General features: G+C 73.5%; 21 protein-coding genes and 1 pseudogene. 14 read left to right on the top strand and 8 right to left on the bottom strand.

Annotated features, from left to right (window positions below; translation table 11 throughout):
• Positions 1 to 45 precede the first annotated feature (45 nt).
• Entirely contained in the window at positions 46 to 1,617 is a 1,572-nt protein-coding gene (locus tag Q2K19_RS02855) for a hypothetical protein (RefSeq protein WP_302767367.1), read from the top strand.
• A gap of 50 nt (positions 1,618 to 1,667) precedes the next feature.
• On the opposite strand, the gene lexA is transcribed toward Q2K19_RS02855, so the two are convergent.
• Positions 1,668 to 2,453, bottom strand: coding sequence for a transcriptional repressor LexA (gene lexA, locus Q2K19_RS02850; protein ID WP_302767365.1), 786 nt, complete (start codon positions 2,451 to 2,453; stop codon positions 1,668 to 1,670).
• Between the two features lie 545 nt (positions 2,454 to 2,998).
• On the opposite strand from lexA, the gene nrdR reads away from it, so the two are divergent.
• The 4 genes from nrdR to Q2K19_RS02830 all read left to right on the top strand — a co-directional run bounded on the left by nrdR (position 2,999) and on the right by Q2K19_RS02830 (position 8,217).
• Positions 2,999 to 3,493 carry a transcriptional regulator NrdR gene (nrdR, locus tag Q2K19_RS02845; protein ID WP_302767363.1) on the top strand — a complete coding sequence of 165 codons (495 nt, stop codon included), beginning with the start codon at positions 2,999 to 3,001 and terminating at the stop codon, positions 3,491 to 3,493.
• A 34-nt stretch (positions 3,494 to 3,527) separates the two neighbouring features.
• Entirely contained in the window at positions 3,528 to 6,413 is a 2,886-nt protein-coding gene (locus Q2K19_RS02840) for a vitamin B12-dependent ribonucleotide reductase (protein ID WP_302767360.1), read from the top strand.
• Between the two features lie 113 nt (positions 6,414 to 6,526).
• Positions 6,527 to 7,282: a nucleotidyltransferase domain-containing protein gene (locus tag Q2K19_RS02835; protein WP_302767358.1), complete on the top strand. Its 756-nt coding sequence runs from the start codon at positions 6,527 to 6,529 to the stop codon at positions 7,280 to 7,282.
• Entirely contained in the window at positions 7,282 to 8,217 is a 936-nt protein-coding gene (locus Q2K19_RS02830; protein WP_302767357.1) for a DUF2332 domain-containing protein, read from the top strand. The genes Q2K19_RS02835 and Q2K19_RS02830 overlap by 1 nt, the downstream gene beginning before the upstream one ends.
• Positions 8,218 to 8,232: 15 nt before the next feature.
• Here Q2K19_RS02830 and Q2K19_RS02825 read toward each other — a convergent pair.
• Positions 8,233 to 9,098, bottom strand: a protein-coding gene (locus Q2K19_RS02825; RefSeq protein ID WP_458329376.1) for an IS5 family transposase whose coding sequence is annotated in 2 segments (ribosomal slippage) — positions 8,233 to 8,730 and positions 8,733 to 9,098 — 864 coding nt in all. Because the reading frame shifts where the segments join, the coding sequence is not laid out codon by codon here.
• A 114-nt stretch (positions 9,099 to 9,212) separates the two neighbouring features.
• On the opposite strand from Q2K19_RS02825, the gene Q2K19_RS02820 reads away from it, so the two are divergent.
• Entirely contained in the window at positions 9,213 to 10,205 is a 993-nt protein-coding gene (locus tag Q2K19_RS02820) for a hypothetical protein (RefSeq protein ID WP_302767355.1), read from the top strand.
• A 17-nt stretch (positions 10,206 to 10,222) separates the two neighbouring features.
• On the opposite strand, the gene Q2K19_RS02815 is transcribed toward Q2K19_RS02820, so the two are convergent.
• From Q2K19_RS02815 to Q2K19_RS02805, 3 genes are all read right to left on the bottom strand, one after another.
• Positions 10,223 to 11,401, bottom strand: a complete 1,179-nt coding sequence (locus Q2K19_RS02815) for an RNA polymerase sigma factor (protein WP_302772231.1) — start codon at positions 11,399 to 11,401, stop codon at positions 10,223 to 10,225.
• Positions 11,402 to 11,466: 65 nt separating this feature from the next.
• The gene (locus Q2K19_RS02810) at positions 11,467 to 11,808 is read right to left on the bottom strand and encodes a YciI family protein (RefSeq protein WP_302767354.1); all 342 of its coding nucleotides are present in this window, start codon (positions 11,806 to 11,808) and stop codon (positions 11,467 to 11,469) included.
• A 96-nt stretch (positions 11,809 to 11,904) separates the two neighbouring features.
• Complete coding sequence (locus Q2K19_RS02805; RefSeq protein WP_302767353.1) at positions 11,905 to 13,161, bottom strand: MFS transporter; 1,257 nt, start codon at positions 13,159 to 13,161, stop codon at positions 11,905 to 11,907.
• 120 nt (positions 13,162 to 13,281) lie between these two features.
• Between Q2K19_RS02805 and Q2K19_RS02800 the strand changes: the two genes are divergently transcribed.
• The 4 genes from Q2K19_RS02800 (at position 13,282) to Q2K19_RS02785 (ending at position 15,915) form a co-directional block, all read left to right on the top strand.
• Positions 13,282 to 13,944 carry a class I SAM-dependent DNA methyltransferase gene (locus tag Q2K19_RS02800; protein ID WP_302767351.1) on the top strand — a complete coding sequence of 221 codons (663 nt, stop codon included), beginning with the start codon at positions 13,282 to 13,284 and terminating at the stop codon, positions 13,942 to 13,944.
• A gap of 41 nt (positions 13,945 to 13,985) precedes the next feature.
• Positions 13,986 to 14,963 carry an asparaginase gene (locus Q2K19_RS02795; protein WP_446839700.1) on the top strand — a complete coding sequence of 326 codons (978 nt, stop codon included), beginning with the start codon at positions 13,986 to 13,988 and terminating at the stop codon, positions 14,961 to 14,963.
• 80 nt (positions 14,964 to 15,043) lie between these two features.
• The gene (locus tag Q2K19_RS02790) at positions 15,044 to 15,286 is read left to right on the top strand and encodes a DUF5522 domain-containing protein (RefSeq protein WP_302767349.1); all 243 of its coding nucleotides are present in this window, start codon (positions 15,044 to 15,046) and stop codon (positions 15,284 to 15,286) included.
• A 77-nt stretch (positions 15,287 to 15,363) separates the two neighbouring features.
• A complete protein-coding gene (locus tag Q2K19_RS02785) occupies positions 15,364 to 15,915 on the top strand; it encodes a hypothetical protein (RefSeq protein ID WP_302767347.1) in 552 nt (183 codons plus the stop codon).
• 24 nt (positions 15,916 to 15,939) lie between these two features.
• On the opposite strand, the gene Q2K19_RS02780 is transcribed toward Q2K19_RS02785, so the two are convergent.
• The gene (locus Q2K19_RS02780) at positions 15,940 to 16,596 is read right to left on the bottom strand and encodes a metal-dependent transcriptional regulator (protein WP_302772227.1); all 657 of its coding nucleotides are present in this window, start codon (positions 16,594 to 16,596) and stop codon (positions 15,940 to 15,942) included.
• 128 nt (positions 16,597 to 16,724) lie between these two features.
• On the opposite strand from Q2K19_RS02780, the gene Q2K19_RS02775 reads away from it, so the two are divergent.
• From Q2K19_RS02775 to Q2K19_RS02765, 3 genes are read left to right on the top strand one after another with little or no spacing between them, the layout of a single operon-like run.
• Positions 16,725 to 17,582 (top strand): sulfurtransferase, encoded by an 858-nt coding sequence (locus tag Q2K19_RS02775; protein ID WP_302767345.1) that lies wholly within the window; start codon positions 16,725 to 16,727, stop codon positions 17,580 to 17,582.
• A 45-nt stretch (positions 17,583 to 17,627) separates the two neighbouring features.
• The gene (locus Q2K19_RS02770; protein WP_302767343.1) at positions 17,628 to 18,809 is read left to right on the top strand and encodes an acetoin utilization protein AcuC; all 1,182 of its coding nucleotides are present in this window, start codon (positions 17,628 to 17,630) and stop codon (positions 18,807 to 18,809) included.
• A gap of 24 nt (positions 18,810 to 18,833) precedes the next feature.
• Entirely contained in the window at positions 18,834 to 21,389 is a 2,556-nt protein-coding gene (locus Q2K19_RS02765; RefSeq protein WP_302767341.1) for a bifunctional acetate--CoA ligase family protein/GNAT family N-acetyltransferase, read from the top strand.
• Positions 21,390 to 21,392: 3 nt separating this feature from the next.
• Here Q2K19_RS02765 and Q2K19_RS02760 read toward each other — a convergent pair.
• Together Q2K19_RS02760 and sigB are read right to left on the bottom strand one after the other, a co-directional pair.
• Positions 21,393 to 21,799: pseudogene (locus Q2K19_RS02760) on the bottom strand (VOC family protein).
• Between the two features lie 85 nt (positions 21,800 to 21,884).
• Complete coding sequence (sigB, locus tag Q2K19_RS02755; protein WP_446839702.1) at positions 21,885 to 22,919, bottom strand: RNA polymerase sigma factor SigB; 1,035 nt, start codon at positions 22,917 to 22,919, stop codon at positions 21,885 to 21,887.
• 225 nt (positions 22,920 to 23,144) lie between these two features.
• Here sigB and Q2K19_RS02750 point away from each other — a divergent pair, with 225 nt between their 5' ends.
• A complete protein-coding gene (locus tag Q2K19_RS02750; RefSeq protein WP_302767338.1) occupies positions 23,145 to 23,933 on the top strand; it encodes a sporulation protein in 789 nt (262 codons plus the stop codon).
• Positions 23,934 to 23,938: the final 5 nt, after the last annotated feature.

Genomic DNA, 23,938 nt, shown 5'->3' with positions numbered 1-23,938 from the left:
CCGGCGTCACCCGCCCGAAACGCGGGCCGTGCGACACTTGGCGCCATGCGGCACGCTGTTTCCTCGGTCACGATCGCGCTCAGCCTGATCGGCGCGGTCGTGGCGCCGGCCGGGATCGCCCTGGCGGCACCCGCCGCGGCCCCCGTGCTGGCCGCGGCTCCCAAGAAGAAGTGCACCGTCGAGGACAAGCGGCTCCGGGAGCTGTCCGGCCTCGTCGCCACGAGCACCGGCTACGTCGTGATCAACGACAGCTCCACCGACGAGAGCCGGAAGAAGGTCTTCTTCCTCGACACCAAGTGCGGGATCTCGAAGGACCCGGTCCGCTACTCGGGTGACGGACCCCTCGACACCGAGGACCTGGCCGTCGGGCCGGACAAGAAGACCCTCTGGATCGCTGACACCGGCGACAACGTCGAGAGCAAGACCCGGCGCCCGCGGGTCGCGGTCTGGACCATGCCGCTGAGCGGGTCGAAGCAGCCGGTGCTGCACCGGCTGACCTACCCCGGCCAGGAGCCGCACGACGCCGAGGCGCTGCTCATCGGCAACGACAACCTGCCGCTGGTCATCACCAAGGACCTGTCCGGCAAGTCGGAGATCTTCACGCCCACGGCGAAGCTGAAGAGCGGCGGCGATCTCGAAGCGGTGCCGATGAAGAAGGTCGGCGAGGTCACGCTCCCCAAGACCAACACCGAGAACAAGTTGGGCTCGCCCGGCCGGGCGCTGGTGACCGGCGCGGCCCGCTCGCCGGACGGCAGCAAGGTGGTCCTGCGCACCTACGCGGACGCCTTCGAGTTCGACGTGACCGGCGGCAACATCGTCGCCGCGCTCGCCGGCAAGCCCCGGGTCACGCCGCTGGCCGACCCGTTCGGCGAGGCCATCTCCTACACGCCGGACGGCAGGTCCTTCGTCACCGTCTCCGACGGTGGCTCGCTCGACGCCGCCGACCCGATCGACATCCTCAGCTACACGCCGTCCGCGGCCGGCGTCGAGGCGCTGCCCAACGCCGGCAAGGACCTGACGAAGCCGGCGGCGGAGAAGTCCTGGATCGAGGGGCTGAGCCTCGACGAGATCACGTACCTGATCGCGGCGGTGGGCGTGATCGGCGTGCTGATGGTGGCCGCCGGCGTCTTCGGCATCCTGCGGGCCCGCCGCAAGCCGGCACCGCCCGCGGAGCCGGCCGGCCGGCCGGGGTCTCGCGACGAGTTCCCCGCAGACGGGGGCTTCGCCCCGCCGCCCGGCGGGGTCTACGGCGCGGCCCCCAACGGCGGGATGTACGGCGGCAGCGCCCCGAACGGCGCCCCGGGCCGGCCGTCGGCCGGCGGCGTGTACGGGGGCGGCCGCCCCCAGGGCGGCGGCGTCTACGGTGGGGGCCCGCAGGGCGGTGGGCGTCCGCAGGGCGGCGTCTACGGCGGCGGTGGCGCTCCGCAGGGCGGTGGCGGCTACGGCGGTGGCCCGCAGGGTGGCGGATCCTACGGCGGCGGGCGGGGCGAACCGCCGCGCCGTGAGCCCGACTCCCGGGACCCGCGCGGTGGTCGCCGCGGTGACGGCGGCTACGACGAGCGGGGCCGGTACGGGCCGGTGTCGGGCGGCCGGGAGTACCGGGGCGACCGCTACTGACCGAGCTGCCGGGTGGCCGCCCACCAGGGCGGTCACCCGGACGAGCGTGGTCAGATCCGGCGCAGCACGGCGACCACGCGACCCATGATGGTGGCGTCGTCGCCGGGGATCGGGTCGAAGGCCGGGTTCTGCGGCATCAGCCAGACGTGCCCGTCGCGGCGGCGGTAGGTCTTCACCGTCGCCTCGCCGTCGAGCATGGCGGCCACGATGTCGCCGGCCTCGGCGGTCGGCTGCTGCCGGACCACCACCCAGTCGCCGTCGCAGATCGCCGCGTCGAGCATCGAGTCGCCCTTGACCTGGAGCATGAAGACCTCGCCCTCACCCACCAGCTCGCGGGGCAGGGGGAAGATGTCCTCCACCGCCTGTTCGGCGAGGATCGGGCCACCGGCGGCGATCCGGCCGAGCATCGGCACGTAGGCCGGGGCGGGGCGCTGGGCCCGGGCCGCCTCGTCGTCGAGCACGTCGCTGGGGGCGCGGACGTCCACCGCGCGCGGCCGGTTCGGGTCGCGGCGCAGGAAGCCCTTCTTCTCCAACTCCTTGAGCTGGTAGGCGACGCTGGACGGGGAGACCAGGCCGACCGCCTCGCCGATCTCGCGCACGCTCGGCGGGTAGCCGTGCCGCTCCACCCAGGTCCGGATGAACTCCAGGATCCGGCGCTGCCGGGCGGTCAGGTCGACCGTGGTCGGGTCGGGGAAGCTGCTGACCACCGGTGTGACCGGGCGCACGGCCGGCTGGGCCGCCCGGGTGCGCGCGGTGCGGGGCCGACGGGTCGCCGGCGGACCCGCCCCGTCGATCGGCTGCGGGTTCTTCTGCCGGCTGGCCCGGTCCTCGGTCACGTCCGTCCTCCCTGGTCGGCGCTGGGTGCCTTGGCGGCTCGTGGTGCGTACGGGTGGTGCTGCCGACCGGTCCGACGCGACACGCCGCATCCGGTCGTTGTTGACCGTATAGGTGAGATCAGCCATTTTCAAACATCTGTACGACCTGTTGTCGGCGTGTCGCGCAGAAATCCTGGATTTCCGAACGGCTGTTCTGATAAATGGTACGTCGCTCTCGAACGAATGTTCTATCGTCGTGCCCCGTGACCCCCGGGGCGGCGGGCCGTTGGGCTCCTCGGTGACGGGCGGGAAGAGGTGGGACGGGTGAGTGATCCTGGTGACGCGCCGGACACGCCGGCCAACTTGACCTCGCTAGTGCGACGGCATACGGTCGACCCCTAGATGTAGTGGTTACACGGGCGTAAGTCGCCTACAGGTTGGGTTCGGTTACCGACCGCACTCCCGTACCGCCGACCCGGCGGCGGCCACCGGACGGTGCCGTCGTCGCGGTGACGCGTGCCCGGGAGCCGGCCGGTGTGCCCGCGGTCGATGAAGGAGGTCAGGCGATGCGCTGTCCGTACTGCCGGCACGCCGACTCCCGGGTCGTCGACTCGCGGGAGGCCGACGACGGCCAGCTCATCCGGCGGCGGCGGTCCTGCCCGGAGTGCGGCAAGCGGTTCACCACCGTCGAGGAGGCGGTGCTCGCGGTGGTCAAGCGCAGCGGGGTGACCGAGCCGTTCAGCCGCACCAAGATCATCGGCGGGGTACGCAAGGCGTGCCAGGGCCGGCCGGTCGACGACGACTCCATCGCGCTGCTCGCGCAGAAGGTCGAGGAGACCGTCCGGGCCAAGGGGGCCGCCGAGATCCCCAGCAACGAGGTCGGGCTGGCCATCCTCGGGCCGCTGCGCGACCTCGACGAGGTGGCCTACCTGCGGTTCGCCAGCGTCTACCGGTCCTTCGACTCGCTCGCCGACTTCGAGCGCGAGATCGAGACGCTGCGGGCCGACGCGCGTGCCCGGGAGGGCGCCGAGGCGGTCGGGGCCGCCGGCGCGACCAGTTGAGTTTCACGGATTTCTGACAGTCAGACGACGCGCGGTGGGTGACCGCGCTGACGAGGGGGGCGAGGGCGTGACGACCAGCAAGTCACGGAACAAGGCCGGGGCAGGGCTGAAGATCGAGCGCGTCTGGACGACCGAGGGGGTGCATCCCTACGACGAGGTCACCTGGGAGCGCCGCGACGTCGTGATGACGAACTGGCGGGACGGTTCGATCAACTTCGAGCAGCGCGGGGTGGAGTTCCCCGAGTCCTGGTCGGTCAACGCGGCCAACATCGTGACCACCAAGTACTTCCGGGGCGCGGTGGGGACCCCGGAGCGGGAGTGGTCGCTCAAGCAGCTCATCGACCGGGTGGTCGAGACCTACCGCACCGCCGGTGAGGAGTACGGCTACTTCGCCACTCCGGCCGACGCGGAGGTGTTCGCGCACGAGCTGACCTGGATGCTGCTGCACCAGGTGTTCAGCTTCAACTCGCCGGTGTGGTTCAACGTCGGCACGCCGTCGCCGCAGCAGGTCAGCGCCTGCTTCATCCTGGCCGTCGACGACTCGATGGACTCGATCCTCGACTGGTACAAGGAGGAGGGGCGGATCTTCCAGGGCGGCTCGGGTGCCGGGGTCAACCTCTCCCGCATCCGTTCCTCGAAGGAACTGCTCTCCTCCGGCGGCACCGCCTCCGGCCCGGTCAGCTTCATGCGCGGCGCGGACGCCTCCGCCGGCACCATCAAGTCCGGCGGCGCCACCCGGCGTGCGGCCAAAATGGTCATCCTCGACGTCGACCACCCTGACATCGAGGAGTTCGTGGCGACCAAGGCGCGCGAGGAGGACAAGATCCGCGCGCTGCGGGACGCCGGCTTCGACATGGACCTGGGCGGCGCCGACATCGTCAGCGTGCAGTACCAGAACGCCAACAACTCGGTCCGGGTCTCCGACGAGTTCATGAGCGCGGTGGAGCACGGCGGCACCTTCGACCTGCGCGGCCGGCTCGACGGGCAGACCATCGAGACGATCGACGCCAAGAAGCTGTTCCGCACCATCTCCCAGGCCGCCTGGGAGTGCGCCGACCCCGGCCTCCAGTACGACGACACCATCAACGACTGGCACACCTGCCCGGAGACCGGGCGGATCACCGCGTCGAACCCGTGCTCGGAGTACCTGCACCTGGACAACTCCTCGTGCAACCTGGCCTCGCTGAACCTGATGAAGTTCATGCGCGCCGACGGCAGCTTCGAGGTGGAGAAGTTCGTCAAGTCGGTCGAGTTCGTCATCACCGCCATGGACATCTCGATCTGCTTCGCCGACTTCCCGACCGAGAAGATCGGTGAGACCACCCGGGCCTACCGGCAGCTCGGCATCGGGTACGCCAACCTGGGCGCGCTGCTGATGGCCTCCGGCCTGCCGTACGACTCGGAGCAGGGCCGGGACGTCGCCGCGGCGATCACCTCGCTGATGACCGGCACCGCCTACCGCCGCTCGGCCGAGCTGGCCGGCATCGTCGGCGCGTACGACGGCTACACCCGCAACGCCGAGGCGCACAAGCGGGTCATGCGCAAGCACGCGGCCGCCAACGACGCGATCAAGCCGGCCGGCACCGTGGCCACCGCCATCCAGCGGGAGGCCACCAAGCAGTGGACCCTCGGCAACAAGGTCGGTGACAAGTTCGGCTGGCGGAACTCGCAGGCCAGCGTGCTCGCCCCGACCGGCACCATCGGCCTGATGATGGACTGCGACACCACCGGTGTCGAGCCGGACCTGGCCCTGGTCAAGTTCAAGAAGCTGGTCGGCGGCGGCTCGATGCAGATCGTCAACCAGACCGTGCCGCGTGCCCTGCGCAGCCTCGGCTACCCGGAGGAGCAGGTCGAGGCGATCGTCGAGCACATCGCCGACCACGGCCACGTGGTCGACGCCCCCGGCCTCAAGCCGGAGCACTACCCGGTCTTCGACTGCGCCATGGGCGAGCGGTCCATCGCGCCGATGGGCCACGTCCGGATGATGGCGGCCGTCCAGCCGTTCATCTCCGGCGCCATCTCCAAGACGGTCAACATGCCCGAGCAGGCTACCGTCGAGGACGTCGAGAAGATCTACTTCGAGGGCTGGAAGCTCGGCCTCAAGGCGCTGGCGATCTACCGGGACAACTGCAAGGTCGGCCAGCCGCTGTCCGCCGCCAAGAAGAACAAGGTTGCGGAGCCGGCGCCGGCCGCCGAGGTCGAGAAGGTCGTGGAGAAGGTCGTCGAGTACCGGCCGGTGCGCAAGCGGCTGCCGAAGAAGCGCCCGTCGGAGACGATCTCCTTCTCGGTCGGCGGCGCCGAGGGCTACCTCACCGCCTCGTCCTACCCGGACGACGGCCTCGGTGAGGTCTTCCTCAAGATGTCGAAGCAGGGCTCGACCCTGGCCGGCGTGATGGACGCCTTCTCGGTGGCCATCTCCATCGGTCTCCAGTACGGCGTCCCGCTGGAGACGTACGTCAGCAAGTTCACCAACATGCGCTTCGAGCCGGCCGGCATGACCGACGACCCGGACGTGCGGATGGCGGCCTCGGTGATGGACTACATCTTCCGTCGCCTGGCCCTGGACTTCCTGCCGTACGAGCGCCGCGCGGAGCTGGGCATCTTCACCGCCAAGGAGCGGGCCGCCCAGCTCCAGGCCGAGGCGGAGGCGGAGGCGAGCGGTGCGGACCTCACCGCGATGGCCGCCTCCGCCCCGGTCGAGGTACCGGAGCCGAAGGCGGTCATCCAGCCGAAGCAGGAGGTCGCGGAGGTCGCCGCCGTCAAGCCGGCGCCGTCGGTGGGCTCCAGCACCGAACTGCTGGAGGCCGTGATCGGCAAGGCCGCGGATGCGCCGCTCTGCTTCACCTGCGGTACGAAGATGCGGCCGGCCGGTAGCTGCTACGTCTGCGAGGGCTGCGGCTCCACCAGCGGCTGCAGCTGACGGTCCACCGTCTCGCGAGCGCGGCAGGGATTCCTGCCGCGCTCGCGGCGTAGCTGCGCCACGTGCCGGGGCACGGGACAGCTGCCGTCGCCTAGGGTCCATAGACTGCCGTCATGGTGAGTTCGCCTGCGGTCGTCGAGGAGTTCGCCGGCGACCTCGCGTCGCTCGGCTGGGTCACCGACCTGCTGGTCGCGGGCTCGCTGGCCACCGGCGATTACCGTCCCGGCGTCAGCGACCTCGACCTGGTCGCACTGGTGGCCGGCCCGGTCGACCCGACCCGGCAGGACACGCTCGCCGCGCTGCACCGTCGCCTCGATGCGGGAACCGGCTCCGGCCTCCACCTGGGCTGCGTCTACGTCGACACCGCGTCGGTGTGCGGCGTCCAGGTGCGGCATCCGACCTGGACCCACGGGCAGCTCGTCCAGCGCATCCTCTCCGGGGTCACCCGCGCGGAGCTGGTGCGGCACGGCTACGCCGTCTTCGGCCGCCCGCCCCGCGACGTCCTCCCGCCGATGAGCGCCGACGACGTACGGGCGGCGGCCCGCGCCGAGCTCACCGGCTACTGGGCCTGGGCCGCCCGGCGGCCGTGGCGGTGGCTGGACCCCACCCTCGCCGATCTCGGGCTCACCTCGATGGCCCGGGGACGCCACGCGCTCGGCAATGGCGAACTGCTCACCAAGACCGACGCCATCAGGCAGGCCGACGCCCCGGCCTGGCTGGTCGACCAGCTCGCCGCCCGGCGCCGAGGGGAGCGCGTCTCCTCGCCCCGGCTCCGCACCGCGCTGATCGCCTGGCGCGATGCCCGCCGAACCGTCGCCCGGGCGCGACTGCGGGACGCTCGGACGATCGGGACCGGGGGGGCTGAGTGATGACCACCGCCGGGACCTACGCCGCGTTCGCCACGCGCGAGGCGCGCGGCGTGTCCCCGGTGTACGAACGGTTGTCGCTGGCGGTGTCCCGCGACGACGGGCTGCTCGCCCTGGTCGACGGGCTGTCGCCGGCCAAGCGGCAGCCGAACCTGCTCTTCGGCGTGGTCCGCCTGCTCGGTGGCCCGGTCGAGGACCCGGCGGCGTTCCACGACTTCGTGGTGGCGAACTGGCCTGCCGTCGAGGCGGAGATGCGGGTCCGGGCGACCCAGACGAACGAGGCCGGCCGGTGTGCCGTCCTGCTGCCGGTGCTCGCCGCGTTGCCGCAGCCGCTCGCGTTGTTGGAGGTGGGCGCGTCCGCCGGCCTCTGCCTCTACCCGGACCGGTACACCTACCGCTACGGCGACCGACTGCTCGGGGCGGGCGTCCCCGTCCTCGACTGTGCGATCACCGGAGCGGCGCCGCCGGCCCGCCGGCCGGAGGTGGTGTGGCGGGCCGGGCTGGACCTGAACCCGCTCGACGTGACGGACCCGGCGGACGTCGCCTGGCTCGACGCGCTCATCTGGCCGGAGCACGCGCACCGCCGGGCCCGGCTGCGGGCCGCGGCGGCCGTCGCGGCGGCCGATCCGCCGCTGCTCGTCCGGGGCGACCTGGCGGACGACCTGCCGGCGCTGGCCGCGCTGGCGCCGCCCGACGCGACCCTGGTCGTGTTCCACACCTCGGTGCTCTACCAGGTGCCCGCCCCTCGGCGGGACGCCTTCGCCGAGGTGGTACGCGGGCTGCCGGGGCACTGGATCGCGAACGAGGACCCGGAGGTGCTGCCCTACGCCGCGCTGCCGGAACCGCCGCCCGGGGCGTTCCACAACGTGCTCGCGCTGGACGGCGCTCCGCTCGCCTGGACCCGGGGCCACGGCCAGGCGGTCACCTGGTTCGGCTAGGGCCTGTCCTGTCGATCATGGAAGCCAGATGATGGCGGCGATGAGGACAAGGCTGGATCGGTAGAGGGATGCGCGTTTGGCGAATCGGGTGGCCAGGTCACGCCACTGTTTGAGCCGGTTGAAGCAGCGTTCCACGACGTTGCGCTTCTTGTAGATCGCCTTGTCGAAGGCTGGTGGCCGCCCGCCGTTGCTGCCTTTGGCGGCCCGGCGGGCGACCTGGTCCGAGCGTTCCGGGATGACGTGCCGGATCCCGCGAGATCGCAGGGCTCGGCGGGTGGAGTCGTGGGCGTAGCCCTTGTCGGCGATCAGCACATCGGGTCGTTTGCGGGGTCGCCCGGGTCCGGGCTCGTTGACCCGGATCGCGTCGAGCAACGCCAGGAGCTGGGGGTTGTCACCGGCCTGGCCCGGAGTGAGCAGGATCGACAGCGGCCGGCCGCGTCCGTCGACGGCGAGGTGGATCTTCGTGCTCAGCCCGCCGCGGGATCGGCCGATGGCCTCACCATCTTGCGCACCAGGCGTCGCCGGACTTGTCGGGGAGCCCCTTTTTTGCGGGCGCCAGCGGCATGCTGGTGTGCCCGCACGATGGACGAGTCGATGCTGATCGTCCACTGCACCGGTGTGCCGTCATCATGCACCTGCGCCGCGACCAGGATCCGGTCCCATGTCCCGTCGGCGCTCCAGCGGCGCAGGCGTTCGTGGCAGGTCTTCCACGGCCCGAAGCGTTCCGGCAGGTCACGCCACGGCGCGCCCGTGCGGAGCTTCCACAGAATCCCGTTGATGACCTGGCGGTGATCCCGCCACCGCCCCCGACTGCTGCCTGGTTCGGGAAGCAATGGCGCGATCACCGCCCACGCCCCATCGGTCAGTTCACCACGACGCACCACTGGCACATCGTCAACGATCAACCACTACAAGATCGGCAGGACACGCCCTAGCCCGCCCCAACCGGCCACAGTGGAGCCGGCGGGTTGGCGGCCGTCTGGCATCATGCCGGCATGGCCTGGCCCCCGAAGCTGCGACGGAAGTGGCATCCGGTGGCGGCGGTCCTGGTCAGCGCTCTCGCCGGCTGGGCGCTGCTCGCCCTGCTGATGAGCGAGGCGTCGCTGGACCGGGCCGACAAGGCGGCCAGCGTCATCAGCATGCTGATCGGGCTGGGCGCCCTGGTCGTCGCCGTTGTCGAGGTCCCGCGCCGCCTGGCTGCCGGGGAGCAGGCCGAACCCGCGGGCGAGCGGCCGACGGTGTGGAAGCGGCCGAGCGTGCTGCTGGCGCTCGGCACGATGGCCGTGGGCCTGCTGCTCGTCGTACTGGTGGGCGTCATCGGCGGGGGAGAGCCCGAGGCGACCCCGCCCGCCGCGGCCCCGACCACGGCCGCCGAGCCGCCGAGCCCCAGCCCGGCCGCGAGCGGGGCGACCCCCACCAAGCGGGAACGGTGCGCCTCAGCGGTCGACGCGTCGCCGGCGGCCGCGGCCGCTTCGCCGAGCGGGACCGCGTCGAGCGAGGTGGTCCGCCACGACGGTCCGCTGGTGCTGTCGAAGGGCTTCAACGCCGACCTCGACTCGCTCTGTCCCGACTGGGACGTCACCGACCTGGCCGGTTCACGGCAGGACATCGGCAACGACGGGACGGGCCTGGGCCGCAACATCATGTCCGGCACCCAGATCGCCGTGGTGCAGGGCAAGGCTCCCGGGACCTACGCCATGTGCTCGGCGAACACCGACTACGTGTCGGAAACCCTCGGGTACGACGATCTGGCGGTGGGGGACCGGTACTGCGTACTGACCGACGCGGGCCGGCGCAGCCTGCTCACGGTCAAGCGGGTCGATCACGACGGCGACCGGACGGCGGTGTACGTGCAGGTGCGGACCTGGGCGCAGAAGCCGCCGGACGAGAAGACCGACTACGGGCCGTGGATCCTCGGCGGGATCATTCTCCTGGTGCTGTTCGGGGGCGGGGCCAAGAAGGTGTCCGACGCCGCCAAGGAGGACTGACCCGGCCGTGCCTGATGTCACCCGACCTCGGCGAGGCGGGTGGTGAGGAAGGCGCGTTCGGCGTCGTTGTCGACCAGGGCGAGGGCCTCGCGGTACGCCTTCGCCGCCTCGGCGGGACGGTCGAGGCGGCGGAGCAGGTCGGCTCGGATCGCGGGCAGGTAGTGGTAGCCGGCCAGCCGGGGGTCGGCCGCGAGGGCGTCGACCTCGGCGAGCGCGGCCGACGGACCGTCCACCATCGACACGGCCACCGCCCGGTTGAGCGCGACCACCGGCGACGGCCAGCGCTTCAGCAGTTCGTCGTAGAGGCGTACCACCTGGGGCCAGTCCGTCGCGGCGTAGCTGGGGGCGACCGCGTGCAGCGAGGCGATGGCGGCCTGGAGGGCGTACCGGCCGACCCGGCCGGTGCGGAACGCGCCGAGGACCAGGCGGTTGCCCTCCTCGATGGCGGCCCGGTCCCAGCGGGACCGGTCCTGCTCCTCCAGTCGGAGCAGTCGACCGGCAGGGTCGGTGCGGGTGGCCCGGCGAGCGTCCGTGAGTAGCAGCAGCGCGAGCAGCCCGCGTACCTCCGGCTCGTCGGGCATCAGCGCCAGCAGCGTCCGGGTCAGGTGCACGGCCCGCTCGACCAGGTCGGCGCGGACCAGGTCGGCGCCGGTCGGCGCGGTGTGCCCGGTGGTGAAGAGCAGGTGGATCACGGTGAGCACCGTGTCCAGCCGTTCGGGCAGCTCGGCGGCCTCCGGCACCCGGTACGGGATCCGGGCCGCGGCGATCTTCTTCTTGGCCCTGGTGACCCGGGCGGCCATCGTGGTCTCCGAGACCAGGAACGCCCGGGCGATGTCACCCGTGGCCACCCCGCAGACCAGGCGCAGGGTCAGCGCCACCTGGGCCTCCCGGGCCAGCGCCGGGTGGCAGCAGGTGAAGACGAGCCGCAGCCGGTCGTCGGGGACCGCGTCCCCGCCGGGCTCGTCCGTCATGTCGGCCTCCGCCGGTTCGACGAGCAGGGGCATCTTCGACCGGAACACCTTCTCCCGGCGCAGCACATCGAGCGCCTTGCGCTTCGCGGTGGCGGTCAGCCAGGCGCCCGGCTTGTCGGGTACGCCGTCGCGCGCCCAGGCGGCCAGCGCGGCCAGGTACGCGTCCTGCACGCACTCCTCGGCCACGTCGAGGTCACCGGCGACGCGCGCCGTCGCGGCGAGCACGAAGGCCCACTCGCGACGGTGCGCGTCCGCCACGGCGCGTTCGGCCGCGGCCGTACCGGCGTCGCTCACTCGGCCGGGGGCGTGAAGAGCGGCCGGACCTCGACGCCGCCGTCGATGGTGGCCGGGTTCAGCTTGGCGATCTTCAGGGCCACGTCCAGGTCGGGCGCCTCCAGGATGAAGAACCCGGCGACGACCTCCTTCGCCTCGATGAACGGGCCGTCGGTGACCAGGTCGCCCCGGACCGCCGTGGCGGTGGTGCTGGGCTGCAACGCGAAGCCGGTCACGATCGTCCCGCCCAGCTCCTCGACCTGGGCCGGGTACCGGTCGAGCAGCGCCAGGTAGTCGGGCGTGATCTCCATCGGGTCGGCCGGCGCGGGCGAGTAGATCAGGACTGCGTACTGGGCCATCGGAATCTCCTCAGGTTGTCGTTTGCCTCTTCTGCCTTACCGACGGACGGCGGCGGCCGGATTCGACAGCGGTCCGGGAAGATTTTTCCGCAGCCGTCACGCGACCGGGAAGTCCCGCATCCGGCGCAGCGGCGAGCAGACCACGAAGAGCGCCGCGCTCCACATGCCGAGGACGCAGACCAGCAGCGCCGGACGCAGCCCGAGGTGGCTGCCGAGCGTGCCGCCGAGCAGGGCGCCGAGCGGGATCAGCCCGTAGCAGATCCACAGGAACGCCGCGTTGACCCGACCGAGCAGCCGGGCCGGCGTGACCCGCTGCCGGTAGGACATGGCCGCCACGTTGAACAGCACCGCGTTGGCCGCGAAGGCCGCCGTGCCCACCCCGTAGAGCAGGGCGCCCCAGCCGGGCCGGGCGAGCGGCATCAGCAGGTAGAGCGGGCCGGGTGCCGCCATCGCCACCCAGATGGTCCGGGCGCCGCCGAGCAGCCCGGTCACCCGCCCGGCCAGCAGGCTGGCCAGCAGCCCGCCGACCGAGCCCAGGCTGAACAGGAGCCCGATGGTGAACGGGCCGGCGTGCAGCACCCGCAGCAGGTAGGGCACCTCGATGGCGCGCTCGGCCATGGCGAAGAAGTTCGACGTGGCGGTGCAGGCGAGCACCAGGGCGAGGATCCGCTGCCGGCGGATGAAGCCCAGTCCCTCGGTCAGCGCCGCCCGGACCGGCACCCGGCCCGCCACCCGGGGCGCCGGGCGGTGCCGGACCAGCAGCAGGGTGACCGCGCTGGCCAGGAAGCTGACGGCGTCGGCGACGAAGGTGCGGGCCGCCCCGAGCAGCCCGACGAGGACCCCGCCGGCGCTCGGCCCGGCGAGTTGGGCGAGGTTCTCGCTCACCTCCAGTCGCGCGTTGGCCGAGGTCAGGTCGCCGGCGGGCACCAGCGCGGGCAGCAGGCTCCGGTAGGCCACGGTGAACGCGACGGTCAGCACGCCGGAGAGCCCGACCACGGCGTACAGGTAGGCCAGGGTGAGCTGGCCGACCAGGGCGACCACCGGAACCGAGAGCAGGAGCGCCGCACGACCCAGGTCGCAGCCGATCATCAGCCGCCGCTGGTCGACCCGGTCGGCCAGCATCCCGGCCGGCAGCGAGAAGACGAGGTACGGCAGCCAGGCCAGGGCGGTGAGGAGGGAGACCTGGAAGACGCTCGCGTCGAGCACGTCCGCCGCCAGCAGCGGCACCGCCACCGCGGAGATCCGGGTGCCGACCTCGCTGACCGTCTGGCCGCTCCACATCAGCAGGAAGTTCCGGCTCCGCCCGAGCGGCCCGGGAGTTTCGGTCCTGTCCTGCGTCAGCTGCTCGGTCACTGCTCGGCCTGTCCGTTGGGGCGGGTGTCGCGACCCGGCACGGTAACCCGCCGCCCGACCGGCCGGCACCGCAATATCGGGGCGGGCACCGCTCGCTGTTGGCGACTAGGGTTGCCGGCCATGACCGAACCGGGCTGGCTGACCGAGACCCGTGCCGCGTACGACACCGTCGCCGTGGACTACGCGCGGCTGCTCCCCGAGGTGGTGGAGGGCCCGCTCGACCGGGGCATGCTGGCCGCCTTCGCCGAACTGGTCGGGCCCGGCCGGCCGGTGCTGGAGGTGGGCTGCGGGACCGGCCGGGTCACCGCCCACCTGCACGGGCTCGGGCTGGACATCTCCGGGGTCGACCTGTCGCCCGGGATGGTCGAGGTGGCTCGCCGGGCCTACCCGGAGCTGCGCTTCGAGATCGGCTCGATGACCGAGCTGACGGCACCCGAGGCCGGTCTCGCCGGACTCGTCGCCTGGTACTCGATCATCCACCTGCCGCCGGAGCTGCTCCCCGGCGTCTTCGCCGGTTTCCACCGGGCGCTCGCCCCCGGCGGTCACCTGCTGCTCGCCGTGAAGGCCGGCGACCGGCGGGTCCGCCGGGAGCAGGCGTACGGCCACCGGGTCGCGTACGACGTGCACTGGCTGCCGCCGGACCGGTTGGCCGCGCAGCTCGCCGCGGCCGGGCTGGCGGTGCACGCCACGCTGGTCCGCGAGCCGGAGGGCGGCGAGGCGGGACCGCAGGCGTTCCTGCTGGCCACCCGGCCGGCTGAACCCGGCGCCGACCGCCGGCGGTAGTGTCCATGATCAACGGCAGCATCCGGCGGAAGGAGACCGGCGTGAGCATCGCTCTCTACACCCTCGGCGGCACCATTGCCATGGCCGGGACCGGGGCCGGGGGAGTGGTGAACCGCCTCACCGGCGCCGACCTCACCGCCGCGGTGCCCGGGCTCGCCGAGATCGCGCTCGACGTCCGGGACGTCGAGGCGGTGCCGAGCGCCGCCCTGTCGTACCGGCAGATCCTGGAACTGGTCGACGCGGCGGGCGCGGCGGTGGCGGAGGGGGCGACCGGCGTGGTGGTCACCCAGGGCACCGACACCCTGGAGGAGACGGCCTTCCTGGCCGACCTGGTCTGGCCCCACCCGGCGCCGTTGGTGGTCACCGGCGCGATGCGCAACCCGACCCTCGCCGGGCCGGACGGTCCGGCGAACCTGCTCGCCGCCGCCCGGGTCGCCGCGGCGCCGGCCGCGCGGGACCTCGGCGTGCTGGTCGCGATCAACGACGAGATCCACGCCGCCCGGTTCGTCCGGAAGAGCCACAGCACCAGTACGGCCACCTTCGCCTCGCCCAACGCCGGGCCGCTCGGCCACGTGATCGAGGGAGAGGTACGCCTGCTCACCCGGCCACCCCGGCACGCCCCGCTGCCGCCGGTGGACGCCGACCGGCTCGCCGCCACCCGGGTGGCGCTGCACACCGTCACCCTCGACGACGACCCGGCGCTGCTCGACGCGCTCGCCCGCGACCTGGACGGGCTGGTGGTGGCCGGTTTCGGGGTCGGCCACGTGCCGCCGGCGTTCGCCCCGGTGCTCGGCGCCCTCGCCGAGCGGATGCCGGTGGTGCTGACCTCACGCACCGGGGCGGGGTCGGTGCTGCGGAACACGTACGGCGCGGTCGGCTCGGAGCGCGACCTGCGCGAGCGCGGCCTGGTCTGGGGCGGGCTGCTCGACCCGTACAAGGCGAAGGTGCTGCTCCGGCTCCTGCTGGCCGGCGGCACCGACCGGGCGGGAATCGCCGAGGCGTTCGCCCGCCGCGGCTGAGCCTCGCCTGGCAGGGCGTTAGCAAGGGACCCCTGCTATGCACGAGGCGTTAACAAGGGGCCCCTCCTTACACTCGCCGGGTGAGCGGAGAGCGACTACCCCTGGCGGACCGGCCGCTGACCGAGCCGCACCCGTCCCGGCTGTCGCCCGACCACCCGGACCGGGCGCGGATCCTCGCCGCGCACGCCGCCGCGCTGGCCGCCGGGGAGGCCGGCTACCTTGACCCGGCGACCGGTCTCTTCGTGCTCAGCGCCGGCTTCCTGGCCCGCCGCGGCACCTGCTGCGGGCGAGGCTGCCGCCACTGCCCGTACGTGGCCGACTGAGGACTTCCCTCCCACGCGGGCACCCCGTACGGTGTCCGACGGACATCCGGCGGGGGGCCCGCCGATGGGGACGGAGGGTGAGCGTGCGGGCGCGGATCTGGCTCTCCGGCGCGGCCGTGGCGCTGACCGCCGGCTGCGCCGCGGAGGCGCCGGTGGTGGTGCCGGCGGTGGATCCACCGCCGGTCGAGGTGGCGGCGGCCTCCTCGGGGGGCGCGTGCCGGCTGCTCGACTTCGCGGTGATCGCCAAGCACACCGGCGGGAAGTTCGACGTCGCCGCAGCGGTGGACAAGGACGACACGCACACCTGCGTGGTCCGCGCCGAGCGGGCGCTGCTGCCGGAGCTGGTCCTCACCGTCACCGACACCTCGATCGACACGACGACCTTCACCCTGGACGTGCTCCCCCGGGGCGCGAAGAAGGTCACCAAGCTGGGGAAGATCGCCTACCGGCAGACGCTGCCCAAGACCGGGAAGACCGGGCCGGCGGCCGAGGTGGGCTGGCTCGCCACCGAGGGCCGGCTGGTGACCCTGCGCTGGACCTGCCCGAAGGGCGCCGACCAGGCGGTGGCGGAGCAGGTGGCCGGGCGGCTGGTCATCCTGGCCAAGGCGGTGGACACCCGCCGGCTCTGACCGGCGGGGTCGGTGGGCGTCGGGTCAGCGGGCGGCGACGAACACCCGGGAGGCCACCTCGCGGGGCAGCCGGACCCGGTCGCCGGAGCGGTCGATCGAGACGCCGTCGCGCTCCTGGGCCACGGTCACCGTGGCGCCCGGGTCGACGCCGGCCGCGTGCAGCTGCCGGAGCACGTCCGCGTCGGTCTGCACGCTCTCGCAGATCCGCCGCACCACGACCTGGCCGGAGAGGCCCGGGAAGGCGAGGTTGCGCTCGCCCTCGGCCGACTCGCTCTCGGCCTGCCCGGCCTCACCGAGCTCCTCCAGCCCCGGGATCGGGTTGCCGTAGGGCGAGCGGGTCGGGCGGTTGAGCAGGTCGTAGACCCGCTTCTCCACCGCGTCGCTCATCACGTGCTCCCACCGGCAGGCCTCCTCGTGGGCCTCCTCGTAGGGCATCCCGATCACGTTGACCAGCAGCAGCTCGGCCAGCCGGTGCTTGCGCATCACCGCGACGGCGCTGCCGCGCCCGAGGGCGGTGAGGGCCAGGTGCCGGTCGCCCTCGACGGTGAGCAGGCCGTCCCGCTCCATCCGGGCGACGGTCTGGCTGACGGTGGGACCGCTCTGCTTGAGCCGCTCCGCGATGCGGGCGCGCAGCGGCGGCACCCCCTCCTCCTCCAGTTCGAGGATGGTGCGCAGGTACATTTCGGTCGTATCGACCAGATCATGCTTCACGTCAGCGGCCTCCCGGTGGTCGATGGTACCCCGGACCTCCGACGATCAACGGACCGCGAACCGCGAGGTCGCTGCCCGGATGGTGTTGACTGGACCGCATGTCCGGAACCGATGACCTGCTGGTCGAGCCCGATCGGCTCGCCGCCGACCTCGACCGTGCCGATGCGCCCACCCTGCTCGACGTCCGCTGGCGGCTCGTCGGGCCGCCCGGCCGGGACGACTACGCCGCCGGCCACCTGCCCGGTGCCGTCTTCGTCGACCTGGACACCGAGCTCTGCGGCCGGCCCGGTGCCGCCGGCCGGCACCCGCTGCCGAACCCGGCGGCGCTCCAGGCCGCGCTGCGGACCGCCGGGGTCCGCGCCGGGCACCCCGTGGTGGTCTACGACGGTGGCGACGGCATGTCCGCCGCGCGGGCCTGGTGGACGCTGCGCTGGGCCGGCCACCGGGCGGTCCGGGTGCTGCACGGCGGCTTCCCCGCCTGGCTCGCCGCCGGCCTGCCCGTCTCCACCGCCGTGCCGGCGCCCGCGCCGGGCGACGTCACCGTCAGCCCGGGCGCACTGCCGGTGCTCGACGCCGGGGAGGCCGCGCGGCTGGCCGCCGCCGACGCCGGGGTGCTGCTCGACGTGCGGGCCGCGCCGCGCTACCAGGGCGAGACCGAACCGATCGACCCGGTCGCCGGGCACGTGCCGGGCGCGGTCAACCTGCCCGCGCCGGAGTACGTCGCCGACGGCCGCTTCCCCGCCGCCGAGGCGCTGCGGGAGCGGTTCGCTGCCGCCGGGGTGGCCGCGAGCGCGCCCGTCGGGGCGTACTGCGGGTCCGGGGTGACCGCCGCGCAGGCGGTGCTGGCCCTGCACCTCGCCGGCCGCCCGGACGCCGCCCTGTACGTCGGGTCGTGGAGCAACTGGGTGGCCGATCCGCAGCGGCCGGTGGCCACCGGCGGGACAGCCCCGCGCTGAGCAGCGCGTGAGGTGGGCTCCGGGCGGCCGTGCGACGATGGCCGCATGGCCGACGACACGGTGGTGGTGTGGGACGAGGCCCTGCTCGCCTACGACATGGGTGACCATCCCCTCGACCCGGTCCGGGTCGAGTTGACCATGGCGCTCGCCCGCGAGCTGGGGGTGCTCGACCGCCCCGGGGTGCGGCTGGTCAAGCCGGAGCCGGCCGACGACGACCTGCTGACCCGGGTGCACGACCCGCGCTACCTGGACGCGGTGCGGGCCGCGCCCCGGGATCCCCTCTTCGCCGGCTACGGACTGGGCACCTCGGACAATCCGGTCTTCGACGGCATCCACGAGTCCAGCGCGCTGATCGCCGGGGCGAGCGTGGCCGCCGCCGAGGCGGTGTGGCGCGGGGAGGCCCGGCGGGCGGTGAACGTCGCCGGCGGGCTGCACCACGCCATGCCGGCCCGGGCCGCCGGCTTCTGCGTCTACAACGACCCGGCGGTGGCCATCGCCCGCCTGCTCGACCTCGGTGCGGAGCGGATCGCGTACGTGGACGTGGACGTGCATCACGGCGACGGCGTGCAGGAGATCTTCTACCGGGATCCCCGGGTGCTCACGGTCAGCCTGCACGAGACCCCGCTCGCCCTCTTCCCCGGCACCGGGTTCCCCGACGAGACCGGCGGGCCGGGCGCCGAGGGGAGCGCGGTCAACCTGCCGCTCCCGCCCGGCGTCGGCGACGCCGGCTGGCAGCGCGCCTTCCACGCCGTCGTGCCGTCGGTGCTGCGGGCATTCCGGCCGCAGCTCCTGGTGACCCAGTGCGGGGCGGACGGGCACCGGCTCGACCCCCTCGCCGACCTGCACCTCTCCGTCGACGGGCAGCGGGCCACCTACCGGACGCTGCGGGCCCTGGCCGACGAGCTCTGCGACGGTCGCTGGGTCGCCTTCGGCGGCGGCGGGTACGCGCTGGTCGAGGTGGTGCCGCGGGCCTGGACGCACCTGCTCGCCGTGGCCACCGGGGAGCCGATCGACCCGGCCACGCTCACCCCGCCCGGCTGGCGGGAGCTGGCGAAGCTGCGGCGGCCGGGCCACGAGATCCCGCTGCGGATGACCGACGACGCCGACCCGACGTACGAGCCGTGGCAGCCCAACGGGGAGCCAAACGCGGTGGGCCGGGCCATCGCCGCCACCCGGCGGGCGGTCTTCCCGCTGCACGGGCTCGACCCGCACGACCCGCGCGACTGATCCGGTGGTGGGGAGGACCGGCCGGTGACCACCGTGGAGCAACCGGTGGACGTGCTGCTCAGCGACGGCACGACCGTCCAGCTGCGACAGATCCGTCCCGACGACGCTGCGGCGATCGTGGCGATGCACGCCCGCTTCTCGGAGCGCACCCGCTACCTGCGCTACTTCTCGCCGTACCCGCGCATCCCGGAGCGGGACCTGCAACGGTTCGTCAACGTCGACCACCGCGACCGGGAGGCGTTCGTGGTGCTGGCCGGCGAGCGGATCGTCGCCGTCGGCCGGTACGAGCGGCTCGGCCCCGGGTCGCCGGAGGCCGAGGTGGCCTTCGTGGTGGAGGACGCCTACCAGGGCCGGGGGATCGGGTCGGTGCTGCTGGAGCACCTGGCCGACACGGCCCGCCGGTACGGCATCGTGCACTTCGTCGCCGAGGTCCTGCCGGCCAACGGGGCGATGCTGCGGGTCTTCTCCGACTTCGGCTACCAGGTCCAGCGCCAGTTCGCCGACGGCGTGGTGCACCTGACCTTCCCGATCGCCCCCACCGAGGCGACCCTGGAGGTGCAGCGCGGCCGGGAGCACCGCACCGAGGCGCGCTCGATCGCCCGGCTGCTCGCCCCGCGCGGCATCGCCGTCTACGGCGCCAGCACCACCGGGCAGGGCGTCGGCGCGGCCCTGCTCGGGCACCTGCGCGACGGCGGCTTCACCGGCGCGATCGTCCCGGTGCACCCGACGGCGGCGACCGTGGCGGGGCTGCCCGCGTACCCGTCGGCGGTCGACGCCGGGATCGCCGTCGACCTGGCGTTGGTGGCGGTCGCCCCCGAGGCGGCCATCGACGTGGTCGCCGACGCCGCGTCCGCCGGCGCGCACGGCCTCGTGGTGATCTCGGCCGGTTTCGCCGAGTCCGGCCCGCAGGGGGCGGCCACCCAGCGGGCCCTGGTCCGCGCCGCCCACCTGGCCGGCATGCGGGTGGTCGGCCCGAACTGCCTGGGCGTGGCCAACACCGACGGGACGGTACGCCTCAACGCCACCCTCGCCCCGGTGCTGCCCGCCCCCGGCCGGGTCGGCGTCTTCAGCCAGTCCGGCGCGTTCGGGGTGGCCCTGCTCGCCGAGGCGTCCCGCCGCGGCCTCGGCCTGTCCAGCTTCGTCTCCGCCGGCAACCGGGCCGACGTCTCCGGCAACGACCTGCTCCAGTACTGGCAGGACGACCCCGGCACCGACGTCATCACGCTCTACCTGGAGACCTTCGGCAACCCGCGCAAGTTCGCCCGGCTGGCCCGACGGATCGGTCGGAGCAAGCCGATCGTCGCGCTCGCCTCGCTGGCCCGCCCGCCCGGCCTCGGCGACGGACCGGCGCTGGACGCCGCCGCGGTCAGCGCGCTCTTCGCCCAGTCCGGGGTGATCCGGGTGGACACCGTCTCCGAACTGCTCGACGTCGGCGTGCTCCTGGCCCACCAGCCGTTGCCGGCCGGCCGCCGGGTGGCCGTGGTGGGCAACTCGTCGGCGCTGACCGGGCTGGCTGCCACCGCCTGCGCCGGCCAGGGCCTCACCGTCGCCGACGGCTACCCACACGACGTCGGTCCCCGGGCCGGCGCCGCCGAGTACGCCGCCGCGCTCGCCGCCTCCGCCGCCGACGAGCAGGTGGACGCCGTGGTGGCGCTCTTCGCGCCGCCGCTGCCCGGCCAACTCGCCGACCCGGCGGCCGACTTCAGCGCCGCCCTGCCCGACGCGCGGACCACCGGGAAACCGGTGGTGGCGACGTTCCTCGCCGGCCGGGTGCCCGCCGGGGTGCCGGCGTACCCGAGCGTGGAGGAGGCGGTCCGGGCGCTCGCCCGGGTCACCACGTACGCCGGCTGGCTGCGCCGACCGCCCGGGGCGCTGCCCGAGCTGGACCGGGTGGACCGGGCGGCCGGGCAGGCCGCGCTGCGTGCCGACGGCGCCGATCCGGCGGCGCTGCTCGGGGCGTACGGGATCGAGGTGGTGGAGTCGGTCCCGGCGCACTCCGCCGACGAGGCGGTCGCGGCCGCCGAGCGGCTCGGCTGGCCGGTCGCCCTCAAGGCCGCCGCGTCGGGCCTACGGCACCGCCTCGACCTGGGCGCGGTCCGGCTCGACCTGGCCGACCCGGCGGCGCTGCGCCGCGCGTACGCCGAGATGGTCCCGGCTTTCGGCGCGGACGTCCTGGTGCAGCCGATGGTGCCGGCCGGGGTGGCCTGCGTGGTGGAGCTGGTGGAGGACCCGGCGTTCGGGCCGGTGGTCGGCTTCGGCCTGGGCGGCGTGGCGACCGAGCTGCTCGGCGACCGGGCCTGGCGGGCGGTGCCGCTGACCGACCGGGACGCCGCCGAGTTGGTCGACGAGCCCCGGGCCGCGCCGCTGCTGCGCGGTCACCGGGGCGCCGCGCCGGTGGACCGGGCGGCCCTGGTGGACCTGCTGCTGCGGGTCGGGCGGCTCGCCGACGAGCAGCCCCGGGTGCGCTCGCTCACCCTCAACCCGGTGCTGGCCCGCCCGGACGGCATCTCGGTGCTGCACGCCGGCGTCCGCACCGGCGCCGAGGCGTTCCGCCCGGACACCGGCCCACGCCGGCTGTGATCCTCAGGCCCGGTCGGAGATCTGCTGGACGGCCCAGGCGTTGCCGTCCGGGTCGGTGAAGAAGACGAAGCCGACGTTGTCCAGGGGGTGCGGCACCGGTCGCGGGTTCTCCCCGAGCACCTGGATCTCGCTGACCGGCACGCCCCGCTCGACCAGCTCCGCGCGGGCCTTCTCCAGGTCGGGCACGACGAGTTGCAGCCCCTTGAGGGAGCCCGGCGGCATGTCCGGGACGGCGCCCCGGCCGATCACGATCGAGCAGCCGGAGCCGGGCGGGGTGAGCTGCACGATCCGCACCTCGTCGCTGATGCGGTGTCGTGGTCGACGGTGAAGCCGAGCCGGTCGGCGTAGAACTCCTTGGCGCGGTCCAGGTCGGAGACCGGCACCACCACCACTTCCAGGGTCCAGTTCATCGCCCCAGCCTGGCCGCCGCGGACGGTCGCTTCAAGCACCGCGGGGCCCCGGCGGATCCGCCGGGGCCCCACGGTGCGGTTTCGCTCAGCAGGCGTAGGCCTCCAAGCGGTTCGCCCGCTCCGGGGCGCGCAGCTTCAGCAGCGTCACCTTCTCGATCTGCCGGATCCGCTCCCGGGACAGGCCGAACTCCCGGCCCACCTCGTCGAGGGTGCGCTGCCGGCCGTCGTCCAGGCCGAACCGCAGCCGGATCACCGCCTGCTCGCGCTGGGAGAGGGTGGCCAGCACGATGCGTACCTCGTTGCGCAGCTCGCCGTTGGCGGCGGCGTCGCCCGGCTCGTCGCGGGGGTCCACCGCGGCGACGAAGTCGCCGAGCGCGCTCTCGCCGTCCTCGCCGACCGCCTGGTCCAGGCTCACCGGCTCCCGGTCGTAGGAGATCAGCTCGATCACCTGGAACTCGGGGATCCCCAGCGCCGTGGCCACCTCGCCGACGGTGGGCTCGCGGCCCAGCGAGACCGACAGCTCCCGGCGCGCCCGGACCATCCGGTTGACCTGCTCGACCATGTGCACCGGGATGCGGATGGTGCGGGCCTGGTCGGCCATGGCGCGGGTGATGGCCTGGCGGATCCACCAGGTGGCGTAGGTGGAGAACTTGTAGCCCTTGGTGTAGTCGAACTTCTCGACCGCGCGGATCAGGCCGAGGTTGCCTTCCTGGATCAGGTCGAGGAAGGCCATGCCGCGGCCGGTGTAGCGCTTGGCGATGCTCACCACCAGCCGCAGGTTCGCCTCCAGCAGGTGGTCCTTGGCGGCCCGGCCCTCGGCCACGATCAGCGCCAGGTCCGCGCGGAGCTCCGCGGAGACCGGGGTGCAGGTGGAGAGCTCCTCGGCGAAGAGGCCGGCCTCGATCCGCTTGCTGAGCTCGACCTCCTGGGCGGCGGTGAGGAGCTTGGTGCGCCCGATGCCGTTCAGGTACGCCCGGACCAGATCGGTGGAGACGCCGCGCTCGTCGGTGGCGTCCAGGTCGGTCAGGCCGGCGTCCTGGTCGGTCGGGATATCGGTGCCGTGCTCGGCCTCGTCCATGGCAGCCGGCCGGGTGTGGTGCTCGATCATCTGCAGGGCCATCTCTGTCTCTCCCCGTGTCCTTCGTGCCGTACCGGATTCCGTGCCGTGTGCCGGCGCGGTGGTGCCGGTGAGGAACAGCTTGGCGGTCGGGGCGTGAAACGGGAGTGAGGCGATCGGGGAACCGACAGCAATCCGGGCGGAAAGTCGGGTGTCCCTTGCCCGACCCGGTTACCGTGCCAGCGGCCGGCCACCGGGGCGCGGCAGCACAGGCGATCGGAGGACGCGGTGGTCTTCAAGCGGCTCATGCAGGCGATGGGGGTGGGCGGTCCGTCGGTGGAGACGGTGCTCACCAACCCGAACTGCCGTCCCGGCGGCCAGCTGGAGGGCCGGGTCCAGGTGCTTGGCGGCGACCACGCGGTGGACGTCTCGTACGTGGCGCTCGGCCTGGTCACCCGGGTCGAGGTGGAGAGCGGCGACTCGGAGTACGACACCACCCAGGAGTTCGGCCGCCGGCAGGTGACCGGGGCGTTCCGGCTGGAGCCGGGGCAGCGGTACGAGGTGCCGTTCCGCTTCGACGTGCCCTGGGAGACCCCGCTGACTGACCTGTACGGCCAGCACCTGCACGGCATGACCATGGGGCTGCGTACCGAACTGGAGGTGGCGCGGGCGGTCGACAAGGGAGACCTGGACGCGGTGGCGGTGCATCCGCTGCCGGCCCAGGAGCGGCTGTTGGACGCGCTGCTGCGGCTCGGGTTCCGGTTCGCCCGGGCCGACGTCGAGCGCGGCCACCTCTACGGCGTGCACCAGACCCTGCCGTTCTACCAGGAGATCGAGTTCCATCCGGCGCCGCAGTACGCCCGCGCGATGAATCAGCTCGAGGTCACCTTCGTGACGAATCCGCAGCAGGTGCAGGTGGTGCTGGAGGTCGACAAGCGAGGCGGCCTCTTCACCGAGGGCCGCGACGCCTTCGGCCGATTCACCGTCGACCACGCCACCGCGGACCGCACCGACTGGCCCGCCCAACTCGACGCCTGGCTCCGCCAGTCCCTCTCTCGCCGCGGCCTCTTCTCCTGATCCGG

The sequence above is a fragment of the Micromonospora sp. NBRC 110009 genome, from assembly GCF_030518795.1.
Classification (GTDB): domain Bacteria; phylum Actinomycetota; class Actinomycetes; order Mycobacteriales; family Micromonosporaceae; genus Micromonospora.
This window is presented reverse-complemented; position numbering and strand designations above follow the sequence as displayed.

Excerpts from the sequence above, each read along its gene's own strand:
- Q2K19_RS02775 (WP_302767345.1), top strand. The coding sequence starts at position 16,725 with ATGTCCGGAACCGATGACCTGCTGGTCGAGCCCGATCGGCTCGCCGCC.
- sigB (WP_446839702.1), bottom strand. The coding sequence starts at position 22,919 with ATGGCCCTGCAGATGATCGAGCACCACACCCGGCCGGCTGCCATGGAC.
- Q2K19_RS02855 (WP_302767367.1), top strand. The coding sequence starts at position 46 with ATGCGGCACGCTGTTTCCTCGGTCACGATCGCGCTCAGCCTGATCGGC.
- Q2K19_RS02835 (WP_302767358.1), top strand. The coding sequence starts at position 6,527 with ATGGTGAGTTCGCCTGCGGTCGTCGAGGAGTTCGCCGGCGACCTCGCG.
- Q2K19_RS02800 (WP_302767351.1), top strand. The coding sequence starts at position 13,282 with ATGACCGAACCGGGCTGGCTGACCGAGACCCGTGCCGCGTACGACACC.
- Q2K19_RS02830 (WP_302767357.1), top strand. The coding sequence starts at position 7,282 with ATGACCACCGCCGGGACCTACGCCGCGTTCGCCACGCGCGAGGCGCGC.
- Q2K19_RS02770 (WP_302767343.1), top strand. The coding sequence starts at position 17,628 with ATGGCCGACGACACGGTGGTGGTGTGGGACGAGGCCCTGCTCGCCTAC.
- Q2K19_RS02780 (WP_302772227.1), bottom strand. The coding sequence starts at position 16,596 with ATGTACCTGCGCACCATCCTCGAACTGGAGGAGGAGGGGGTGCCGCCG.
- nrdR (WP_302767363.1), top strand. The coding sequence starts at position 2,999 with ATGCGCTGTCCGTACTGCCGGCACGCCGACTCCCGGGTCGTCGACTCG.
- Q2K19_RS02810 (WP_302767354.1), bottom strand. The coding sequence starts at position 11,808 with ATGGCCCAGTACGCAGTCCTGATCTACTCGCCCGCGCCGGCCGACCCG.
- Q2K19_RS02820 (WP_302767355.1), top strand. The coding sequence starts at position 9,213 with ATGGCCTGGCCCCCGAAGCTGCGACGGAAGTGGCATCCGGTGGCGGCG.